Annotated in this window: 16 protein-coding genes; 6 read left to right on the plus strand and 10 right to left on the minus strand. The window is 61.8% G+C overall.

The features are described 5' to 3' along the window. Positions 1-89: 89 nt before the first annotated feature. A complete protein-coding gene (locus KJY40_RS18170; protein WP_230731579.1) occupies positions 90-1,166 on the plus strand; it encodes a sensor domain-containing diguanylate cyclase in 1,077 nt (358 codons plus the stop codon). An 8-nt stretch (positions 1,167-1,174) separates the two neighbouring features. On the opposite strand, the gene KJY40_RS18175 is transcribed toward KJY40_RS18170, so the two are convergent. After that, entirely contained in the window at positions 1,175-1,483 is a 309-nt protein-coding gene (locus tag KJY40_RS18175; protein WP_011334872.1) for an RcnB family protein, read from the minus strand. A gap of 248 nt (positions 1,484-1,731) precedes the next feature. Between KJY40_RS18175 and tcuC the strand changes: the two genes are divergently transcribed. Next, positions 1,732-3,024 carry an MFS transporter gene (gene tcuC, locus KJY40_RS18180; RefSeq protein ID WP_085746043.1) on the plus strand — a complete coding sequence of 431 codons (1,293 nt, stop codon included), beginning with the start codon at positions 1,732-1,734 and terminating at the stop codon, positions 3,022-3,024. Positions 3,025-3,034: 10 nt separating this feature from the next. Beyond that, a complete protein-coding gene (locus KJY40_RS18185; protein WP_074688852.1) occupies positions 3,035-3,805 on the plus strand; it encodes a substrate-binding domain-containing protein in 771 nt (256 codons plus the stop codon). Here KJY40_RS18185 and KJY40_RS18190 read toward each other — a convergent pair. Beyond that, positions 3,795-4,709 carry a LysR family transcriptional regulator gene (locus KJY40_RS18190; RefSeq protein ID WP_011334875.1) on the minus strand — a complete coding sequence of 305 codons (915 nt, stop codon included), beginning with the start codon at positions 4,707-4,709 and terminating at the stop codon, positions 3,795-3,797. The two genes, KJY40_RS18185 and KJY40_RS18190, sit on opposite strands and share 11 nt — an antisense overlap. Positions 4,710-4,873: 164 nt before the next feature. On the opposite strand from KJY40_RS18190, the gene KJY40_RS18195 reads away from it, so the two are divergent. Then, the gene (locus KJY40_RS18195; protein WP_179694481.1) at positions 4,874-6,682 is read left to right on the plus strand and encodes a monovalent cation:proton antiporter-2 (CPA2) family protein; all 1,809 of its coding nucleotides are present in this window, start codon (positions 4,874-4,876) and stop codon (positions 6,680-6,682) included. 45 nt (positions 6,683-6,727) lie between these two features. Here the strand turns inward: KJY40_RS18195 and hcnC are convergent, their stop codons facing one another. The 5 genes from hcnC to KJY40_RS18220 form a co-directional block, all read right to left on the minus strand. Then, the gene (gene hcnC, locus KJY40_RS18200) at positions 6,728-7,987 is read right to left on the minus strand and encodes a cyanide-forming glycine dehydrogenase subunit HcnC (protein WP_230731580.1); all 1,260 of its coding nucleotides are present in this window, start codon (positions 7,985-7,987) and stop codon (positions 6,728-6,730) included. After that, positions 7,980-9,389, minus strand: a complete 1,410-nt coding sequence (hcnB, locus tag KJY40_RS18205) for a cyanide-forming glycine dehydrogenase subunit HcnB (protein WP_230731581.1) — start codon at positions 9,387-9,389, stop codon at positions 7,980-7,982. Before hcnB ends, hcnC begins: the two co-directional genes overlap by 8 nt. After that, a complete protein-coding gene (hcnA, locus tag KJY40_RS18210) occupies positions 9,386-9,700 on the minus strand; it encodes a cyanide-forming glycine dehydrogenase subunit HcnA (RefSeq protein ID WP_230731582.1) in 315 nt (104 codons plus the stop codon). Before hcnA ends, hcnB begins: the two co-directional genes overlap by 4 nt. Positions 9,701-10,107: 407 nt before the next feature. Further along, positions 10,108-11,046, minus strand: a complete 939-nt coding sequence (locus KJY40_RS18215) for a hypothetical protein (protein ID WP_207983172.1) — start codon at positions 11,044-11,046, stop codon at positions 10,108-10,110. A 193-nt stretch (positions 11,047-11,239) separates the two neighbouring features. Next, on the minus strand, positions 11,240-11,548 hold the full coding sequence (locus KJY40_RS18220) for a YdcA family protein (protein ID WP_407682003.1): 309 nt from the start codon (positions 11,546-11,548) through the stop codon (positions 11,240-11,242). A gap of 191 nt (positions 11,549-11,739) precedes the next feature. Here KJY40_RS18220 and KJY40_RS18225 point away from each other — a divergent pair, with 191 nt between their 5' ends. Next, positions 11,740-12,423 (plus strand): response regulator transcription factor, encoded by a 684-nt coding sequence (locus tag KJY40_RS18225; protein WP_007952956.1) that lies wholly within the window; start codon positions 11,740-11,742, stop codon positions 12,421-12,423. Beyond that, entirely contained in the window at positions 12,401-13,795 is a 1,395-nt protein-coding gene (locus KJY40_RS18230) for a sensor histidine kinase (protein WP_115078414.1), read from the plus strand. The genes KJY40_RS18225 and KJY40_RS18230 overlap by 23 nt, the downstream gene beginning before the upstream one ends. Before the next feature lie 42 nt (positions 13,796-13,837). Here KJY40_RS18230 and KJY40_RS18235 read toward each other — a convergent pair whose 3' ends face one another. From KJY40_RS18235 to KJY40_RS18245, 3 genes are read right to left on the minus strand one after another with little or no spacing between them, the layout of a single operon-like run. Then, entirely contained in the window at positions 13,838-14,248 is a 411-nt protein-coding gene (locus KJY40_RS18235; RefSeq protein WP_230731583.1) for an SRPBCC family protein, read from the minus strand. A 25-nt stretch (positions 14,249-14,273) separates the two neighbouring features. Then, the gene (locus tag KJY40_RS18240; protein ID WP_007952959.1) at positions 14,274-15,071 is read right to left on the minus strand and encodes an SDR family NAD(P)-dependent oxidoreductase; all 798 of its coding nucleotides are present in this window, start codon (positions 15,069-15,071) and stop codon (positions 14,274-14,276) included. Next, positions 15,068-16,090: an aldo/keto reductase gene (locus KJY40_RS18245; protein WP_230731585.1), complete on the minus strand. Its 1,023-nt coding sequence runs from the start codon at positions 16,088-16,090 to the stop codon at positions 15,068-15,070. The genes KJY40_RS18240 and KJY40_RS18245 overlap by 4 nt, the downstream gene beginning before the upstream one ends. Between the last annotated feature and the right edge of the window lie 41 nt (positions 16,091-16,131).

The raw sequence follows: 16,131 nt of genomic DNA on the forward strand, positions 1-16,131 counted from the left end.
GAAGGTTGCCGCTGTTTACGGCGTCAGCCATGAATTAAGATTGCGACACGCCAGCCCCCGGATCGATACGCCATGACAGCGACGCTTGAATGACTCAACTCTGGATCAGCTTCGCCATTGTCGTTGTGCTGATGGTCGTGATCGCCGTTCTGATCCACCGGGTGCGCGAACTTCGTCAGCAACTCGCCGAATATCGCGAACTGCTCACCCGCGCCGCCGAGGGTCAGAACATCCGTCAGGATGGTGACGCCGACCGCTTCAAGCGCAGCCAGTATTTCGCGCGGATCGGTACCTGGGACTGGGAGGTCGACACCGACCGGCTCTACTGGTCGGACGCGATCTTCGGCATGTTCGGGTTCAAGATCGGCGAAGTGACGCCCTCTTACGCGCTGTTCTGTTCCTGCGTACACCCCGATGACCGCACCCGGGTGCGCGCCGGGGAACTACGTTGTTTAGAGACCGGTGAAAACCACGATGAGGAATACCGCGTGGTCTGGCCCGACGGCACGATTCGTTGGCTGCGGGAAACCGGCAATGTGGTGCGCAACGATCACGACACGGTGATCAAAATGATGGGTGTGGTGCGCGACATCACCGAAGAAAAGGCCTCGGCCAGCTACCTCCAGCACCTGGCCCACTTCGACCCGCTGACTGGCCTGCCCAATCGACTGGTGCTGGAAGAGCGGCTATCGGAAGCACTCGAACATGCGCGCGCGACCGAGACGCGGGTGGTGCTGGTGTTTATCGATCTCAACGGTTTCAAAGCGATCAACGACCGCTACGGTCACGCCGCCGGCGACCGCGTTCTGATCACCACCGCCACGCGCCTGAAACGTATCCTGCGGGTCAGCGACACCGTCGCGCGCATCGGCGGCGACGAATTCGTAGTTATCCTGCAAGGCCTCGCCCCCGGCCTGAACCTGCAGGACGAAACCCGCAGCATCTGCCAGAAAATCTTCATCGAACTGTCCCCGCCGATCCCCATCGGCAACGAACAACGCCACATCGGCACCAGCCTCGGCGTCGCCGTATTCCCCGACCACGCACCGACCATGGACCGTTTGCTGCACATTGCGGATCTGGCGATGTACGAGGCCAAACGCAGCGGGAACAATCAGTATCGATTGGGCGGCGGGCAGACGCTGAGTCATGGCCGGGGCGATTGAGTCCTAGGCTATTTCTCCACCGGCTGAATCGCCACAATCGTCCCGTTGGTGATCATCACCATCACGTACTTGTCATTGATCTGCACCCACTGCGCCTGTGGCTCTGGTTGTTTGAGGCCTTTCTGTTTCCAGTTTTTGATGGCTTTTTCGCTGCGCTGGTAGATATCCGGGGCGCGGTCGTTGACGTTCAGTTCGCGGTTGCCGGTCGGTGATTGCTCGACAGTGTCGTTCGAGGTTTGCGCCGCTTGAACGAGGGGGCTGATCCCGGCGATGCCGGCGACGAGGGCCAGGCTAGCGATTAGGGTCTTGTTGTTCATCGGTGAACCTCCTTCAGATGTGTGATACCTGAACTCCGACTGCGGAGTTCTGGAATCATTCCTTGTTTTTTGATGCTGACGGATCCGAAAGTGTAGCTGCCCACTTGGCGCATTGATCCGCCCTGCACATCAATCCATGCCAACTATGCAATTAACAAATCGATCCCTGCGCGCCACTATCCGCCCCAATAAGAACCGTGCGCCGCCTCCCCGTCGCGCACGTCATAAAAGCGGTGGAGTACTTTTCTATGACAGCCTCAATCCCACACGGCGGCTCGCGGGCCGGCGCCATTTTCCGGGTGACCTCGGGTAACTTCCTCGAACAGTTCGACTTCTTTCTGTTCGGTTTCTACGCCACGCAGATCGCGGCGGTGTTCTTTCCGGCGAGCAGTGAGTTCGCATCCCTGATGATGACTTTTGCAGTGTTCGGCGCAGGCTTTTTGATGCGTCCGCTGGGGGCTATCGTGCTCGGCGCGTACATCGATGACGTCGGTCGTCGCAAAGGTTTGATTGTCACCCTGTCGATCATGGCCAGCGGCACGATACTGATTGTGCTGGTGCCCGGATATGAAACCATCGGCCTGTTTGCCCCGGCGCTGGTGTTGATCGGACGGCTGCTGCAGGGCTTCTCCGCCGGTGCCGAACTGGGCGGGGTTTCGGTGTATCTCTCGGAGATCGCCACGCCCGGTCGCAAAGGCTTTTTCACCGCCTGGCAGTCGGCCAGTCAGCAGGTGGCCATCGTCGTCGCCGCAGCGCTCGGTTACGGCTTGAACCAGTGGATGGCGCCGGAAGCGGTCGCCGATTGGGGCTGGCGGATTCCGTTTTTCGTCGGCTGCATGATCGTGCCGTTCATCTTCTTTCTGCGGCGCAATCTGGCGGAAACCGAGGAGTTCGCCGCCCGTAAACATCGTCCGAGCATGAAGGAAGTGTTCCGCACCCTCGGCCAGAACTGGGGTGTGGTGCTGGGTGGAATGCTGATGGTTGCCCTGACCACCACCGCGTTTTACTTGATCACCGTGTACGCGCCGACCTTCGGCAAAACCGTGCTGCACCTGAGCACGTCCGATGCGTTGCTGGTGACGCTGCTGGTGGGCGTTTCCAACTTCTTCTGGTTGCCGATTGGCGGGGCGTTGTCCGATCGCGTCGGCCGCCGTCCGGTGCTGATCGCCATGGCGCTGCTGGCGCTGGCCACCACTTATCCGGCGCTGTCGTATCTGGTGCAGGCGCCGAGTTTCAGTCACATGCTGCTGTCGCTGTTGTGGCTGTCGTTTATCTACGGCCTGTACAACGGCGCAATGATTCCGGCGCTGACCGAAATCATGCCGGTGGAAGTGCGGGTGGCCGGTTTCTCCCTGGCTTACAGCCTCGCCACTGCCGTGTTCGGCGGATTCACTCCAGCGATGTCGACCTTCCTGATCCAGTACACCGGCGACAAAGCCGCACCGGGTTACTGGATGAGCATCGGCGCGCTCTGCGCATTGTGCGCGACGCTTTATCTGTATCGCCGGGCCGGCGGTCGTCTGCAACCTGTTACTGCCTGAGAACATCACCATGAAAAAACTGTTTACCGTTACCGCCCTGCTCGCCGGTCTTGCGTTCAACGTTGCGGCCCAGGCCGAAGAACTGCGGGTCATGACCTCCGGCGGTTTCACCGCTGCCTACAAGATCCTCGGGCCGAAATTCGCCGCCGCCACCGGTAACACGCTGGACACCCAACTCGGTCCATCAATGGGCAAGGCCCCCGAAGCGATCCCCAACCGCCTCGCCCGTGGTGAAAAGGCCGACGTGGTGATCATGGTCGGCTACGCCCTCGATGATCTGATAAAACAAGGCAAGGTCGACCCGGCCTCGCGTGTGGAACTGGCGGATTCGCGGATCGGCCTGGTGGTGCGCGAAGGCGCGCCGAAGCCGGACATCAGCAACGTCGACGCCCTGAAGAAAACCCTGCTGGATGCAAAATCGGTGGCCTACTCCGACAGTGCCAGCGGCGTGTACATCGAGCAGCAATTGTTCAAGAAACTCGGTATCGAAGATCAGCTGAAACCCAAGGCGAAGATGATCCCGAAAATCCCGGTGGGCTCGGTGGTCGCGACCGGCGACTATCAACTGGGCTTCCAGCAGGTCAGCGAATTGCTGCCGGTGCCGGGGGTGAGTTTTGTGGCGAAGATTCCTGAATCGGTGCAGTCGGTGACACGATTTGCAGCAGGGATTCCGGTAGGTGCGCAGCATCCGCAGGAAGCCAAGGCGTTGCTCGCTTATCTGGCCGCACCTGCCGCCCAGGCTGACGTGCAGGCCACCGGTCTGGATTCGGTCAAGCGCTGACCGTCGGCGGCTGGACTTTCATTTCCACCACCAGCCGCTCCAGTTCCAGTGCCGCCGGGGTCAGCGTGCGACCCCGGCGTTTGATGATGCCGACGCTGCGCATCACTTGTGGATCGGTCAGCGGCACCCGCGTCAGGATCGGATGATCCGCCGCCGGCATCGCCATCAACGGTACCGCCGCCACACCCAACCCCGCTTCCACCAGACCGATCATGGTCGTCACATGCCGCGTCTCGCAGATGCTCGGGCGCTGCGGCACCACTTTGGCCAGCGCCTGATCCAGCAGAAACCGGTTACCCGAAGTCTTGTCGAGCGAGATGTAATCCTGCCGGTAGAACTCGTCCCAGGTCACGCTGCTGCGCCCTGCCAGCGGATGATCGCGGCGACAGGCGACCACGTAGCTCTCCTGCACCAGCGGCTCGAAATCCACGCCCGCCTCCTGAGTGCCCATGAAACTCAGACCGAAATCCGCCTCGCCATTGACCACTGCGCTCAGCACATCGTGGGCGCTGGAATCGAGGACTTTGACTTTGATGCGCGGGAACTGCCGGTGATAGCGGGCGACCACGCTCGGCATGAAGTAATACGCCGCCGACGGCACGCAGGCGACAGTCACGTGGCCCTGCCGATTCGAGGCGACTTCACTGATGCCGAGCAACGCGACGTCCAGATCGTCGAGCAAGCGCTCGACGCTGGGCATGAATCCGCGTCCAGCCTGGGTCAGGCTGACCTTGCGCGTGGTGCGCTCGAACAGCTTCACGCCGAGGGCGTCTTCGAGCTTTTCGATGCGTCGACTCAGGGCCGGTTGCGACAGGCGCACCGTGTCGGCGGCCTTGCGGAAACTGCCCTGCTCGACGACGGCGCGAAAGGCTTGCAGGTCGTTGAGGTCGAAGTTGATGGCCATGGAAGACTCGGGGGGAATTGATTCGCTGAGGCTATAAATGTAACCAATTGATGCAAATTATTACAGAAGCACGTCTGCTCAAGCAGGTTCTACGGTAGAAATGCAATCATTTCAGCCTTTATCCTTGTCGCCCCCCGCCGTACCGCGTTACTGGAGTTCCGCTCATGCCCCATGAAGGCAATCTGTTGCAAGCCGCTGTCGTCTTTCTTCTGGCCGCCGTGCTCACCGTTCCCCTGGCCAAGCGCCTGCAACTGGGCGCGGTGCTCGGTTATCTGTTTGCCGGGGTCATCATCGGCCCGTCGGTGCTGGGCCTGATCGGCAATCCGCAAAGTGTCAGCCACATTTCGGAACTGGGCGTGGTGTTACTGCTGTTCATCATCGGTCTCGAGTTGTCGCCGCGACGTTTGTGGGTGATGCGCAAATCGGTGTTTGGCGTGGGTCTGGCGCAGGTGCTGCTGACCGGTTCGGTGATTGGCGTGCTGGCGTTGTCGGTGTTCGGCCAGCCGTTGAACAGCGCGATTGTATTGGGTCTGGGCCTGGCGCTGTCGTCCACCGCGTTCGGCTTGCAAAGCCTCGCCGAACGCAAGGAACTGACCAGCCCTCACGGTCGCCTGGCGTTTGCGATTCTGCTGTTCCAGGACATCGCCGCGATCCCGCTGATCGCGCTGGTGCCGATGCTCGCGGGCGTCGATCACCACACCAGCACCGCCGATGATGTGCGCCACAGTTTGCAGGTGCTCGGCAGCATCGCCGTGGTGGTGATCGGCGGGCGTTATCTGTTGCGTCCGGTGTTCCGCGTGGTGGCGAAAACCGGTCTGCCGGAAGTATCCACCGCCACCGCGTTGCTGGTGGTGATCGGTACGGCGTGGCTGATGGACATGGTCGGTGTGTCGATGGCGTTGGGGGCGTTTCTTGCCGGGTTGCTGCTGGCGGATTCGGAATATCGCCATGAACTGGAAGCGCAGATCGAGCCGTTCAAGGGCCTGCTGCTGGGCCTGTTTTTCATCAGCGTCGGCATGGGCGCCAACCTCAGCCTGCTGCTCAGCGCGCCGATCACGGTGCTGGGGCTGACGCTGTTGTTGATCGCCCTGAAATTGCCATTGCTGTTTGTGGTCGGGCGTCTGGCCGGTGGATTGAACAAGGTCAGCGCGATTCGCCTCGGCATCGTGCTGGCGGCGGGTGGTGAATTTGCGTTTGTGGTGTTCAAGATCGGTCGCGATCAGGGCCTGTTCGAACCGCGTCTGTACGACCTGCTGGTGCTGACCATCACCCTGTCGATGGCGGTCACGCCGCTGTTGCTGCTGATCTGCGCACGGCTGGTCAGCCCGAAAGTGCAGCCGGTGGAAGTGCCGGAGAAATTCCGCCAGATCGAAACCGAAACCCCACGGGTGGTGATCGCCGGCATGGGCCGGATGGGCCAGATCGTGGCGCGGATTCTGCGGGCGCAGAACATCAAGTTCGTGGCGCTGGATACGTCGGTGGAAACCATCGAACTGTCGCGCAGTTTTGGTGGTGTGCCGGTGTTCTACGGTGACCCGATGCGTCCGGAAATCCTCAGCGCGGCCAAGGTCGGGGAAGCGGAATATTTTGTGATCGCCACAGACGATCCGGAGACCAACATCAAGACCGCCGAGATCGTGCGCAAGCTCTACCCGCACATGAAGATCATCGCCCGGGCGCGTAACCGGCAGCACGTTCACCGCTTGGTGGATGTGGGGGCCGATCCGATCCGGGAGACCTATTACTCAAGTCTGGAAATGAGCCGCCGCACCCTGGTTGGCCTTGGCTTGACCCAGGCCCAGGCCGATGCACGGATCAAGCGCTTCAAGCACCATGACGAACAGGTGCTCGAGGCTCAACACGCGGTGTACGACGACGCGGCCAAAGTGCTGCAGACCGCCCAGGAAGCGCGGGCGGAACTGGCCCGGTTGTTCGAGTCGGATCAACTGGAAGAGCAATCGGGCAAGTCCTGAGCCCCGCAATCAATCCTTCCCGCGCAATGCGCGGGAAGGTTCTGATCAGGCCATCTCCAGCGCCCGCTCTTCCTGCACGGGCGCCACTTCAAACCGGTCCGCCAGAAACGGCGTGATGTCCAGTGGCAGCGGTTCATCGTTGACCAATTTGTCCAGCAACACTCCGGTAATCGCCGACGTCAGTACGCCGGTGCGGAAATGCCCGCAGGCGTTCAGATAACCTTCCACCCCTGCCATCGGCCCGAGAATCGGTAACTCATCCGGCGAGCCCGGCCGCAACCCGGCCCAGGTACGCTTGAGGTTGATGTCCGCCAGTTCCGGCAGGCAACGCACCGCGCCCTGCACCAGCCCGGCGATTTCCGGCCAGGTGGTGGTGACGTCGAAGCCCTTGTCCTCGGTGGTGCTGCCGATCAGGATTTCGCCGTTATCCTTCTGCGCCATGTAGCAATCGCTGGTGGTCAGGCAACCGTTGAGGATTTTCGGCAGGCGCTCGGTCAGCAGGATCTGGCCTTTCACCGGCTTCACCGGAATCCGGATGCCCGTGGCCCATTCGCTCAAATCCGCCGCCCACGCCCCTGCCGCGTTGATCAGGGTCTTGCAGTGAAACACCCCGGCTTCGGCCGTCTGTACGCCGGTCACTCGCGCGCCGTGATGCAGCACGCCAGTGATGTTGGTGTTGACGTACATGTCCACGCCATTTTGCCGGGCGCCTTCGGTGTAGGCGTCGGCCAGACGGAACGGGCTGACCTGATGATCGCAGAGAAACTCCAGCGCCCCGCGCGCTTCATGGCTGACGCTCGGCTCGGACTCGCGCAATGCAGCCTGATCCAGCCAGCGAACCTGATCGGCCAGATGCGGAATGCAGCCGACAATGTGCTCGGCGTACAAGCGGTCCTCATCGTCATAAATGACGAATTTGAGCCCGGTCTTTTCGAACTTGAAATCCATCCCGTGGTTGTCGCGCAGCTCGCGGTGCAACGCCGGGTACAGCGCGTTGGACTGCAAGGCGAAATCGAAGAACGACGGCGGCAGGATGTGCGGCGTGCTGGCGTCCACCGCCACTGCCGCGCCCTGGGTTTCGCGCTTGCGGTTGGCCGACATCATGCGGAAGAAAATTACCCCGCAACCGAGCCCCACCGACTCGCCAATCGCCCATAAGCCACCGGCCGAGGCGCGGGTCGCGTTGCCCGGACGCTTGGCGTCGATCAGCGCGACCTTGAGGCCTTTGCGCTTGGACAATTGATAGGCGATGGACGCGCCGATCACACCGCCGCCGGCGATGACCACGTCGTAGAACTTACTCATGGGAAACGGCCTCCGTGCCGAGGGACTGGAACGCGGAAAAAGGAATCGGATCAATCGGGAAACGTGGCCGCAGCCAGCCGACATCCTTGCGTCCGGTGGCCTGACGCAAGCGGTCGCTGCAATAGCCGACGCACATCCGTCCCTGACAGTCGCCCATGCTCACGCGAGTGCGCATTTTCAGGCTGGCGATGTCTTGCACGCCCTGCTCCAGCGCGCGGTCGATGTCGGCGCGGGTTGCGTGTTCGCAACGGCAGATCACCGTGTCGGCGGCCGGCAATGCGGTCTGCCCGACGCCGCGTTCGGTGTAGCGATCCACCGCCGCGCGGAAGCGCACGATGGCTTTGAGTTTGCCCAGATAACGGTCGCGACGGACGCGCGCCAGTTCCTCTTCGAGCACACCGCGTTGCAGCAGGATCGAAGTGGCGGCGATCTTGCCGGCGAGCATCGCCGCTTCGCCGCCGCGAATCCCGCCCATGTCGCCAGCCAGATGCACGTGGGGTTCGCTGCTCTGCTGCCAGATATTGGCATTGGCGCGCAAATAGCCGTCGTCGCTGAAGCCGTGATCCAGGCCCATTTGCTGGCTCAACTGGGTACGCGGAATGAAGCCGTAGCCGACCGCCAGCGTCCTCGCTTCGAAGCGTTCGACGCGGCTCATGTCCGGCTCCCACGTTGCCGAGTACGGCGCCACGCTGACGCTTTTCAGTTCGCCTTCGCCGTACGCTTCGACCACACCCCAGCCGTAGTTCATCGGGATGCCGTGCAATTTCAGGTAGGCGAGCATGCTCAAGCCATCGAGGAACAGCTGCGGCTTGTTCAGCAGTGCCAGGCTTTCCTTGGCAATCTTGCCGAAAGCGCAGGCCTCGTAGACCCCGGCCACACTCACGCCCGACGCATGCAACTGGGTCGCCACCAGCGGCAACAGCGGCCCGGTGCCGGCGATCACTACCGGCCCCTGCGGTTTGACCACCCCGCTTTTGATCTGCAATTGCAGGCCACCGAGCATGATCACGCCGGGCAAGGTCCAGCCGGGAAACGGCACGCTGCGCTCGTGGCAACCAGCGGCCAGCAGCAACTGCGGGTATTCGATTTCGTGCAGACGCTCGTCGCCATCCAGCACCACCAGCGATCGCGTGCCTTCGGCGCCGACCACGCGGTGGTTGAGGCGCACGTCGATCAGCCCGGACTGCTCCTGGAAATCACCGTGCAGCTTGCCCAGCGCCTCGGAATAGCGCGGCCCCAGGTAATCCAGCTGCACACCGTCACGCAGCGGCCCGCGATAGACCACACCACCAAGGCGCGAAGCCTCTTCGAGCAAGGTGCAGCGCACCCCGTGCAGGGCCAGTTCGATGGCCGCCGCCATTCCCGCCGGACCACCGCCGACGATCACCGGATGCAGGCTCATACCACCTCCTGGCCGTGAATACGGTTGGCCTGGGTTTCGATCAGCATGCCCTCGCGCACCACGGTCTGGCAGGCGCGGCGCTTGTGCCGGCCGTTGATTTTCACCAGGCAGCACTGACATACGCCCATGCCGCAATAGGCACCGCTGATCCGGTTGTGATCGTTGCGCGCGACCTGGCGCACGCCGAGGGACTGAATGACGCTGAGCACGGTTTCGCCGATGGCGGCGGTGACCGGCTGGCCGTTGATGTGGACAGTCATATCCGCCTGCGTCAAAGGCTGGATATCGAACGTTCTTTCTAGGCAGTGCATTGCAATGATCATCCGTGAAAAGGTTCAGGTGAGGTTGAAACAGCTCCTTGCTGCACTACACCTCGCCGGCACGTGGGGTTTATCGCTCTCTATCGGGCCGGCAGGTTGGTTCCGCTCGCGCAGCAAAGTGCGCGCAAGCAATGTAGTCGATCCAGCGGCAAGGGCCTGGAAATTTCACGGTAGGGGATATTGCGCCGACGAATATTGATCCAGGCCATGGAAATGACTGGTCGGTTCTGCGCCTTCGGCCCCGTGCAGAAAGCAAAAAGCCGCTTCAACCCGAAGGTGGAAGCGGCCAAGGCATGTGCCTCAAGGAATCAGTGCACGAACAGGGCGATCAGGATGATGATCGGGATTGGAACGCCGAGGAAAAACAGCAGTAGTGAGCGCATGGTGGTTCTCCTTGATTAACGGACTGGCGGCAGCGTGGTCGTGGTGTAGGTTTCGACTTCGACGTACTCGACCGCATCCCGGCGGCGACCGCCGAAGGTGGCCGAGAGGCTGGCGAAGAACGCACCGGCCAGCAGCGCGATGAACATCCACAACGAAGTCCAGGCGGCGACTTTGGCGGCGGTGTCGGCGGCTTGTTGCGCTTTCACCTTGGCGTCGGCGATTGCCTTCTGGGTGCGGGCGTAGATTTCATCGACCCGACGTTCGGCGTCGGCCTGGGTCAGGTTGGTACGCTGGGCCACGAGTTGGGCGAGGTAGGTACGGTCTTCGGCACTGAGCTGACCGTTGGCCAGGCTCTGAGCGAAGATCCGGGTCACGGTGCCACGGGCGGCGTCATCGCTGACGGCGGCGGGACGATCGTCACGGAACAGGCTGTCGACGAAGTAGCCGTACTGATCGCTGTCAGTGTTGGCCGCAGCGGTGCCGGCTGCTTGGGTCATCGCACTGGCTGCGCCACCGGCAACGCTCGCACCGGCCTGCACACCACCGCTGACGATGCTGCTGACCGAGCCGACCACCAGCGTCGCGGTAACCAATGTCGCCACGCACCAGGCGAGGAAGCCATGGGCGGTGTCGCGGAAGTACACCTCGTCACCGTGCATATTGGCCCATTTCACCCGCAGACGACCGGCGATGTAGCCACCGAGTCCCGAGGCGATGATTTGTGTGGCGGCCAGCCAGATGATTGTTGAAATGCCCAGACCCTTGGCGCTGACGCCCTCCCCGGCCCACGGTGAAACGGCGGAGAAGCCCAGACCGAAACCGAGCAGGACCAGAATCAACGACAGCGCCGCAGCGGCTGCGGCCCCAGCGAAGATCGCGCCCCAGGACACCCCTGAGACGTTGCTCGACTCGCCTTCGAAGGCAGGATAAAACCCATCTGAGGATCTATTCATTGTTGTTCTGCTCCCGGCATGAAAAATGGTGTTACAACTCGTCATCAGAGGAATTGCAGTGACCGTGCCAGTCGCCAACATTAAATAAATCGTTTGGATTCAATCAGTTAAAAAGTCTGAACTTCCTAGGACCATGCAATTTGCAACAACGGGTCGAGAACAGCGGGTTTTATGCATTGGCACAAAAGGCCGGTCATTTGCGTTTGTAGCTTTTCTTGCCACTCGGAGTCAGACAATACACACCGCCACGCGGCCCTGTGCAGAACGAGCCGGTACCGCAATCACAGCCATCGTTGCTTTGCAGAAATTGTTGCGGTCGCGCCTGTTCGCGGATGCCGAACATCGCGGCGCAGCTCTTCTTCGAGCCGCTGATGGAGCCGTCATTGCACAGGAACAGATCGCCGTCGCAGCGAGCGATGCCGCCCTTCTTCCCGGAACACGGGGTGTTGGCGGCCAGTGCCGAAGCGCTCAGCAGCGCCAGCAACATCCCGGCCATCGGCATCCAGCCACCACGAATCAACCGGCTCACGGCATCACTCCTTGAAAAAATGTGGCCAGATGATATCAACGTTTCACAAAATAATTCGGCGCCTGCGACTAATGACGGCTAAAACATGAAAGTTAATTTAAAGCGCCCGCGCAAAATCTTGGCAAAATGCTGCCATTGCGTTTGAACAGACCAGCAGGCCCACCATGACTCGCATCCTGACCATCGAAGACGACGCCGTGACCGCCCGGGAAATTGTCGCCGAACTGAGCAGCCACGGCCTCGACGTGGACTGGGTCGACAACGGCCGTGAAGGCCTGGACCGCGCCGTCAGCGGCAACTACGACCTGATCACCCTTGACCGGATGCTGCCGGAACTCGATGGCCTGGCCATCGTCACCACGCTGCGCACCATGGGCGTGGCGACGCCGATCCTGATGATCAGCGCCCTCTCCGATGTCGACGAGCGCGTGCGCGGCTTGCGTGCCGGCGGCGATGACTACCTGACCAAACCGTTCGCCACCGATGAAATGGCCGCCCGGGTCGAAGTATTGCTGCGTCGGCAGAACAGCAACGGCGCCCAGCCGACCACGTTGCAGGTGGCAGATCTGCAACTCGACCTGATCAGCCACGAGGCCCGCCGTGCCGAGCAGGTACTGACGCTGTTACCGACCGAGTACAAATTGCTGGAATTTCTGATGCGCAACAGCGGCCAGATCCTGTCGCGGATGATGATTTTCGAAGAGGTCTGGGGTTATCACTTCGACCCCGGCACCAACCTGATCGACGTGCATATCGGCCGTCTGCGCAAGAAGATCGACCCGCCGGGCAATGTCCCGCTGATCCGCACGGTGCGAGGCTCGGGTTATGTCATTGCCGAACCCGTCTGACGGTTGGCGTTCCTCCAGCAGCCGTTTGCTGGCGCTGTACAGTTCGTTGTTCGTGGCCTGGAGTGCGATCCTCATGGGGGTCATGTACTTCGAGGTGTCCGGTTATCTCGACAATTTGGCCAAGCATTCGCTGATGCAACGTCAGCATCTGTTTTCGCATTTTCGCGGCGATCAGCTGGAAGACGCGCTCGCCGCCAGCATGACTTTCGACATTCGCGGCATCGACGCCTACGGCCTGTTTGACGCCCAGCATCGCTACCTCGGCGGCGCGTTGCAGAAGATTCCCGAGGGCCTGCCGCTGGACGGCAAGATCCACATGCTCAGCGAATGCGCCGACTCCGACGACCCGACCCTGCCCAACGACAGCTGCGACGCAGTCGCCACCCCGACCCGCGACGGCCGCTGGCTGGTGTTGCTGCGGGACAACGGTTCGCTGTTCGCGGTGACGAAGATCATTCTGCATGCCTTGCTCTGGGGCGTTTCGCTGACGATTGTGCCGGGGATCATCGGCTGGCATTTGCTGCGTCGGCGGCCGCTGCGGCGGATCCGGGCGATCCAGGCCAGCGCCCAGTCGATTGTCGCCGGCGACCTGACCCACCGCTTGCCGCTGTCCAATCGCCGTGATGAGCTGGACATGCTCGCCGCCATCGTCAACGCCATGCTCGATCGCATCGAGCGCTTGATGAACGAAGTCAAAGGCGTGTGCGACAACATCGCCCATGACCTGCGCACCCCGCTGACCCGTTTGCGCGCGCAGTTGTATCGCATGCAGCAGCAGGCCGGCGAAGGCTCGCCGGAAGCAGTGCAACTGGATCTGGTGCTGGCCGAGGCCGATACGCTTATGGCGCGGTTTCGTGGGTTGCTGAGGATTTCCGAACTGGAAGATCGTCAGCGGCGCTCGGGGTTTGTCGAGCTCGATCCGGTGTTGTTGCTGCAGGAACTGCACGAGTTTTATCTGCCGCTGGCTGAAGACGACGAGCTGCGTTTCGAGCTGAACATGCCGGAAACCCTGCCGATGCTGAACGGTGATCGGGCGTTGCTGTTTGAAGCGCTGGCGAACCTGTTGAGCAACTCGATCAAGTTCACCCCGGCCGGTGGCACGGTGGTGTTGCGCGGGGTCAATGATGCGGGGCATACGCGGATCGAAGTGCACGACTCCGGGCCCGGTATTCCCGAGTCCGAACGGGAAGCGGTGTTCCAGCGTTTCTATCGCGCCGAGGGCGGGCAACTGCAGAATGGCTTTGGCCTTGGACTATCGATTGTCGCAGCCATCGTCAATCTGCACGGGTTCAGTCTTGAGGTGGGACGCAGCGATCTGGGCGGGGCGAAGCTGGTGCTGGATTGTCGGCAGAGCCTGATTTCACAGTCTTGAAGAGATCGTTCCCACGCGGCGTGGGAACGATCAGCGATCAACTTAAGCTGGGTAGTTGGCGCGCAGCGCTTCCAGCCCGCCCTGATAGATGCCGCTGAACAGCGCCACCACTTCTTCATCGCTCACGCCCTTGGCCGTGAAGCGTCCCGACCACGTCACCTTCGCGCCCTGCCCCTGGGCTTCCACACGAATGGTCGCCAGATAATCGGTAGCCGGAAACGGTGCCTGCAGAATCGAATAGCTGTAGGTTTTGCCCGCGTTATCGAACGTCTCCAGACGCTCGACCACCACGCCACCGTCAGCGGTTTGCAAAGTGCGCACGCGCCCGCCTTCGCTCAGTTCGCTGTCGGGAATGAACGGCAGCCAGTCCGGCAAGGTGTTGAAGCCGCCAATCAATTGCCAGACCTGATCGGCCGAAGCCGGGATGTCGATCGTTGCTGATGCTGTTGCCATAAATAAAAAGTCTCTCTCAATGAATTCAGATAGTCAGGCTGTCGACCACGCCGCCGTCGACCCGCAAAGCGGCACCGGTGGTGGCCGAGGACAGCGGTGAAGCGATGTAGGTGACCAGGTGCGCGACCTCTTCGACATCCGCCACGCGCTGGATGATCGAACTCGGGCGGGCCCGGCGCACGAATGCGTCGGCCTCGTCCCGCAGGCTGCGGCCAGACTCGGCGGCGGCATCCTTGAGCATTTCCTCGACACCGTCGGTGAAGGTCGGCCCCGGCAGGATCGCGTTGACCGTAACCCCGGTGCCCGCCAGGCGTTTGGCCAGGCCATGGGACACCGCGAGGTTGGCGCTTTTGGTCACGCCGTAGTTGATCATGTCGGCCGGAGTGGCCACGCCAGATTCCGAAGACAGGAAGATCACCCGGCCCCAGCCCTGCTCGACCATCGCCGGCACGTAATGCCGCGACAGGCGCACGCCGGAGATCACGTTGATTTCATAGAAGCGCGTCCACTCATCGTCCGGCGCGTCGAAGAAATCCACGGCGTTGTAGATGCCGAGGTTGTTCACCAGGATGTCGGCCTTCGGTTCGGCGGCGAACAGTTTCTGCGCGCCTTCGGCCGTGCCCAGATCCGCCGTCAGACCGCGCAGTTGCGCGCCTGGCACCTTGTCGCGAATGCTCGCCAGCGCCTGTTCGACCTTGGCCGCGTCGCGACCGATCACCACCACCGTGGCGCCCGCCTCGGCCAGCGACTGGCTGATGCCCAAACCGATGCCCGCCGTGCTGCCGCTGACAATCGCCAGTTTTCCGCTCAGATCGATCTTCATGCTTTCACCTCGTCGATGGGTAATGGTGCACGTTCGGACACCAGTTTCGCTTCACGCATGGCCTGCCAGAAACCGGCCGGAATGACCGCCGACAGCGCCGCCACATCTTCAGCGATACGCCCCGGTTTGCTCGCGCCGGGAATCACTGCCGCCACGGCCGGATTGGCCAGCGAGAATTGTAGTGCAGCCGCTTTGACATCGACGCCGTGGGCCGCCGCGATGCGTTTGATCTGCTCGACCCTGGCAACGATTTCAGGACTGGCCTTCTGGTATTCGAAGTGCGCGCCGCCGGCCAGGATCCCCGAGCTGTAAGGGCCGCCGACAACGATTTCAACGTTCTGCGCCCGCGCCGAATCCATCAAACGCTGCAAGGCGCGGTCGTGATCGAGCAAGGTATAGCGGCCGGCCAACAGGAAGCCGTCAGGCTGCGCCTCGGTCAGGTCCAGCGTCAACTCGCACGGCTCGACCTTGTTCACGCCCAGGCCCCAGCCTTTGATCACACCTTCTTCGCGCAGGCGGGTCAGGACTTTGAAGGCGCCGGTGCGGGCCTGATTGAAGTATTCGAGCCATTGATCGCCGTAGAAATCCTGAGCGATGTCATGGACCCAGACGATATCGAGGCGATCGGTTTTCAGACGCTTGAGGCTGTCTTCGATCGAACGCAGCGTTGCGTCGGCGCTGTAGTCGTTGACGATCTTGTTCGGACGACCGTGTTCGAACACGCCGCTTTTCTCGCCCAGATCACGGGCGGCGGCGTCTTCGACTTCATCGAGAATTACCCGGCCGACCTTGGTGCTGAGCACATAATCGTCGCGCTTGTACTTGGCCAGTGCTTCGCCGAGGCGGATTTCCGAGAGGCCCGAGCCGTAGAACGGTGCGGTGTCGAAGTAACGCACGCCGGCCTCCCACGCCGCGTGCACGGTGGCCTGGGCTTCCTCTTCAGGAATGGCGCGGAACATGTTGCCCAGTGGTGCGGTGCCGAAGCCGAGTTGGCCGGGGAGTTTGTCTTTCAAGCTCATGATGCTGTCCTCGTAAGTCGTGGTCGGTGTTGACCGTTGAG

The sequence above is a fragment of the Pseudomonas fitomaticsae genome (assembly GCF_021018765.1).
Classification (GTDB): domain Bacteria; phylum Pseudomonadota; class Gammaproteobacteria; order Pseudomonadales; family Pseudomonadaceae; genus Aquipseudomonas; species Aquipseudomonas fitomaticsae.

What these genes read in the sequence shown, in the direction of transcription:
- KJY40_RS18235 (WP_230731583.1), bottom strand. Translation starts at nt 14,248, where the DNA reads ATGGCAACAGCATCAGCAACGATCGACATCCCGGCTTCGGCCGATCAG.
- KJY40_RS18240 (WP_007952959.1), bottom strand. Translation starts at nt 15,071, where the DNA reads ATGAAGATCGATCTGAGCGGAAAACTGGCGATTGTCAGCGGCAGCACG.
- hcnC (WP_230731580.1), bottom strand. Translation starts at nt 7,987, where the DNA reads ATGAGTAAGTTCTACGACGTGGTCATCGCCGGCGGCGGTGTGATCGGC.
- tcuC (WP_085746043.1), top strand. Translation starts at nt 1,732, where the DNA reads ATGACAGCCTCAATCCCACACGGCGGCTCGCGGGCCGGCGCCATTTTC.
- KJY40_RS18245 (WP_230731585.1), bottom strand. Translation starts at nt 16,090, where the DNA reads ATGAGCTTGAAAGACAAACTCCCCGGCCAACTCGGCTTCGGCACCGCA.
- KJY40_RS18225 (WP_007952956.1), top strand. Translation starts at nt 11,740, where the DNA reads ATGACTCGCATCCTGACCATCGAAGACGACGCCGTGACCGCCCGGGAA.
- KJY40_RS18215 (WP_207983172.1), bottom strand. Translation starts at nt 11,046, where the DNA reads ATGAATAGATCCTCAGATGGGTTTTATCCTGCCTTCGAAGGCGAGTCG.
- KJY40_RS18175 (WP_011334872.1), bottom strand. Translation starts at nt 1,483, where the DNA reads ATGAACAACAAGACCCTAATCGCTAGCCTGGCCCTCGTCGCCGGCATC.
- KJY40_RS18170 (WP_230731579.1), top strand. Translation starts at nt 90, where the DNA reads ATGACTCAACTCTGGATCAGCTTCGCCATTGTCGTTGTGCTGATGGTC.
- KJY40_RS18195 (WP_179694481.1), top strand. Translation starts at nt 4,874, where the DNA reads ATGCCCCATGAAGGCAATCTGTTGCAAGCCGCTGTCGTCTTTCTTCTG.
- KJY40_RS18185 (WP_074688852.1), top strand. Translation starts at nt 3,035, where the DNA reads ATGAAAAAACTGTTTACCGTTACCGCCCTGCTCGCCGGTCTTGCGTTC.
- KJY40_RS18220 (WP_407682003.1), bottom strand. Translation starts at nt 11,548, where the DNA reads ATGCCGATGGCCGGGATGTTGCTGGCGCTGCTGAGCGCTTCGGCACTG.
- hcnB (WP_230731581.1), bottom strand. Translation starts at nt 9,389, where the DNA reads ATGAGCCTGCATCCGGTGATCGTCGGCGGTGGTCCGGCGGGAATGGCG.
- KJY40_RS18230 (WP_115078414.1), top strand. Translation starts at nt 12,401, where the DNA reads ATGTCATTGCCGAACCCGTCTGACGGTTGGCGTTCCTCCAGCAGCCGT.
- KJY40_RS18190 (WP_011334875.1), bottom strand. Translation starts at nt 4,709, where the DNA reads ATGGCCATCAACTTCGACCTCAACGACCTGCAAGCCTTTCGCGCCGTC.
- hcnA (WP_230731582.1), bottom strand. Translation starts at nt 9,700, where the DNA reads ATGCACTGCCTAGAAAGAACGTTCGATATCCAGCCTTTGACGCAGGCG.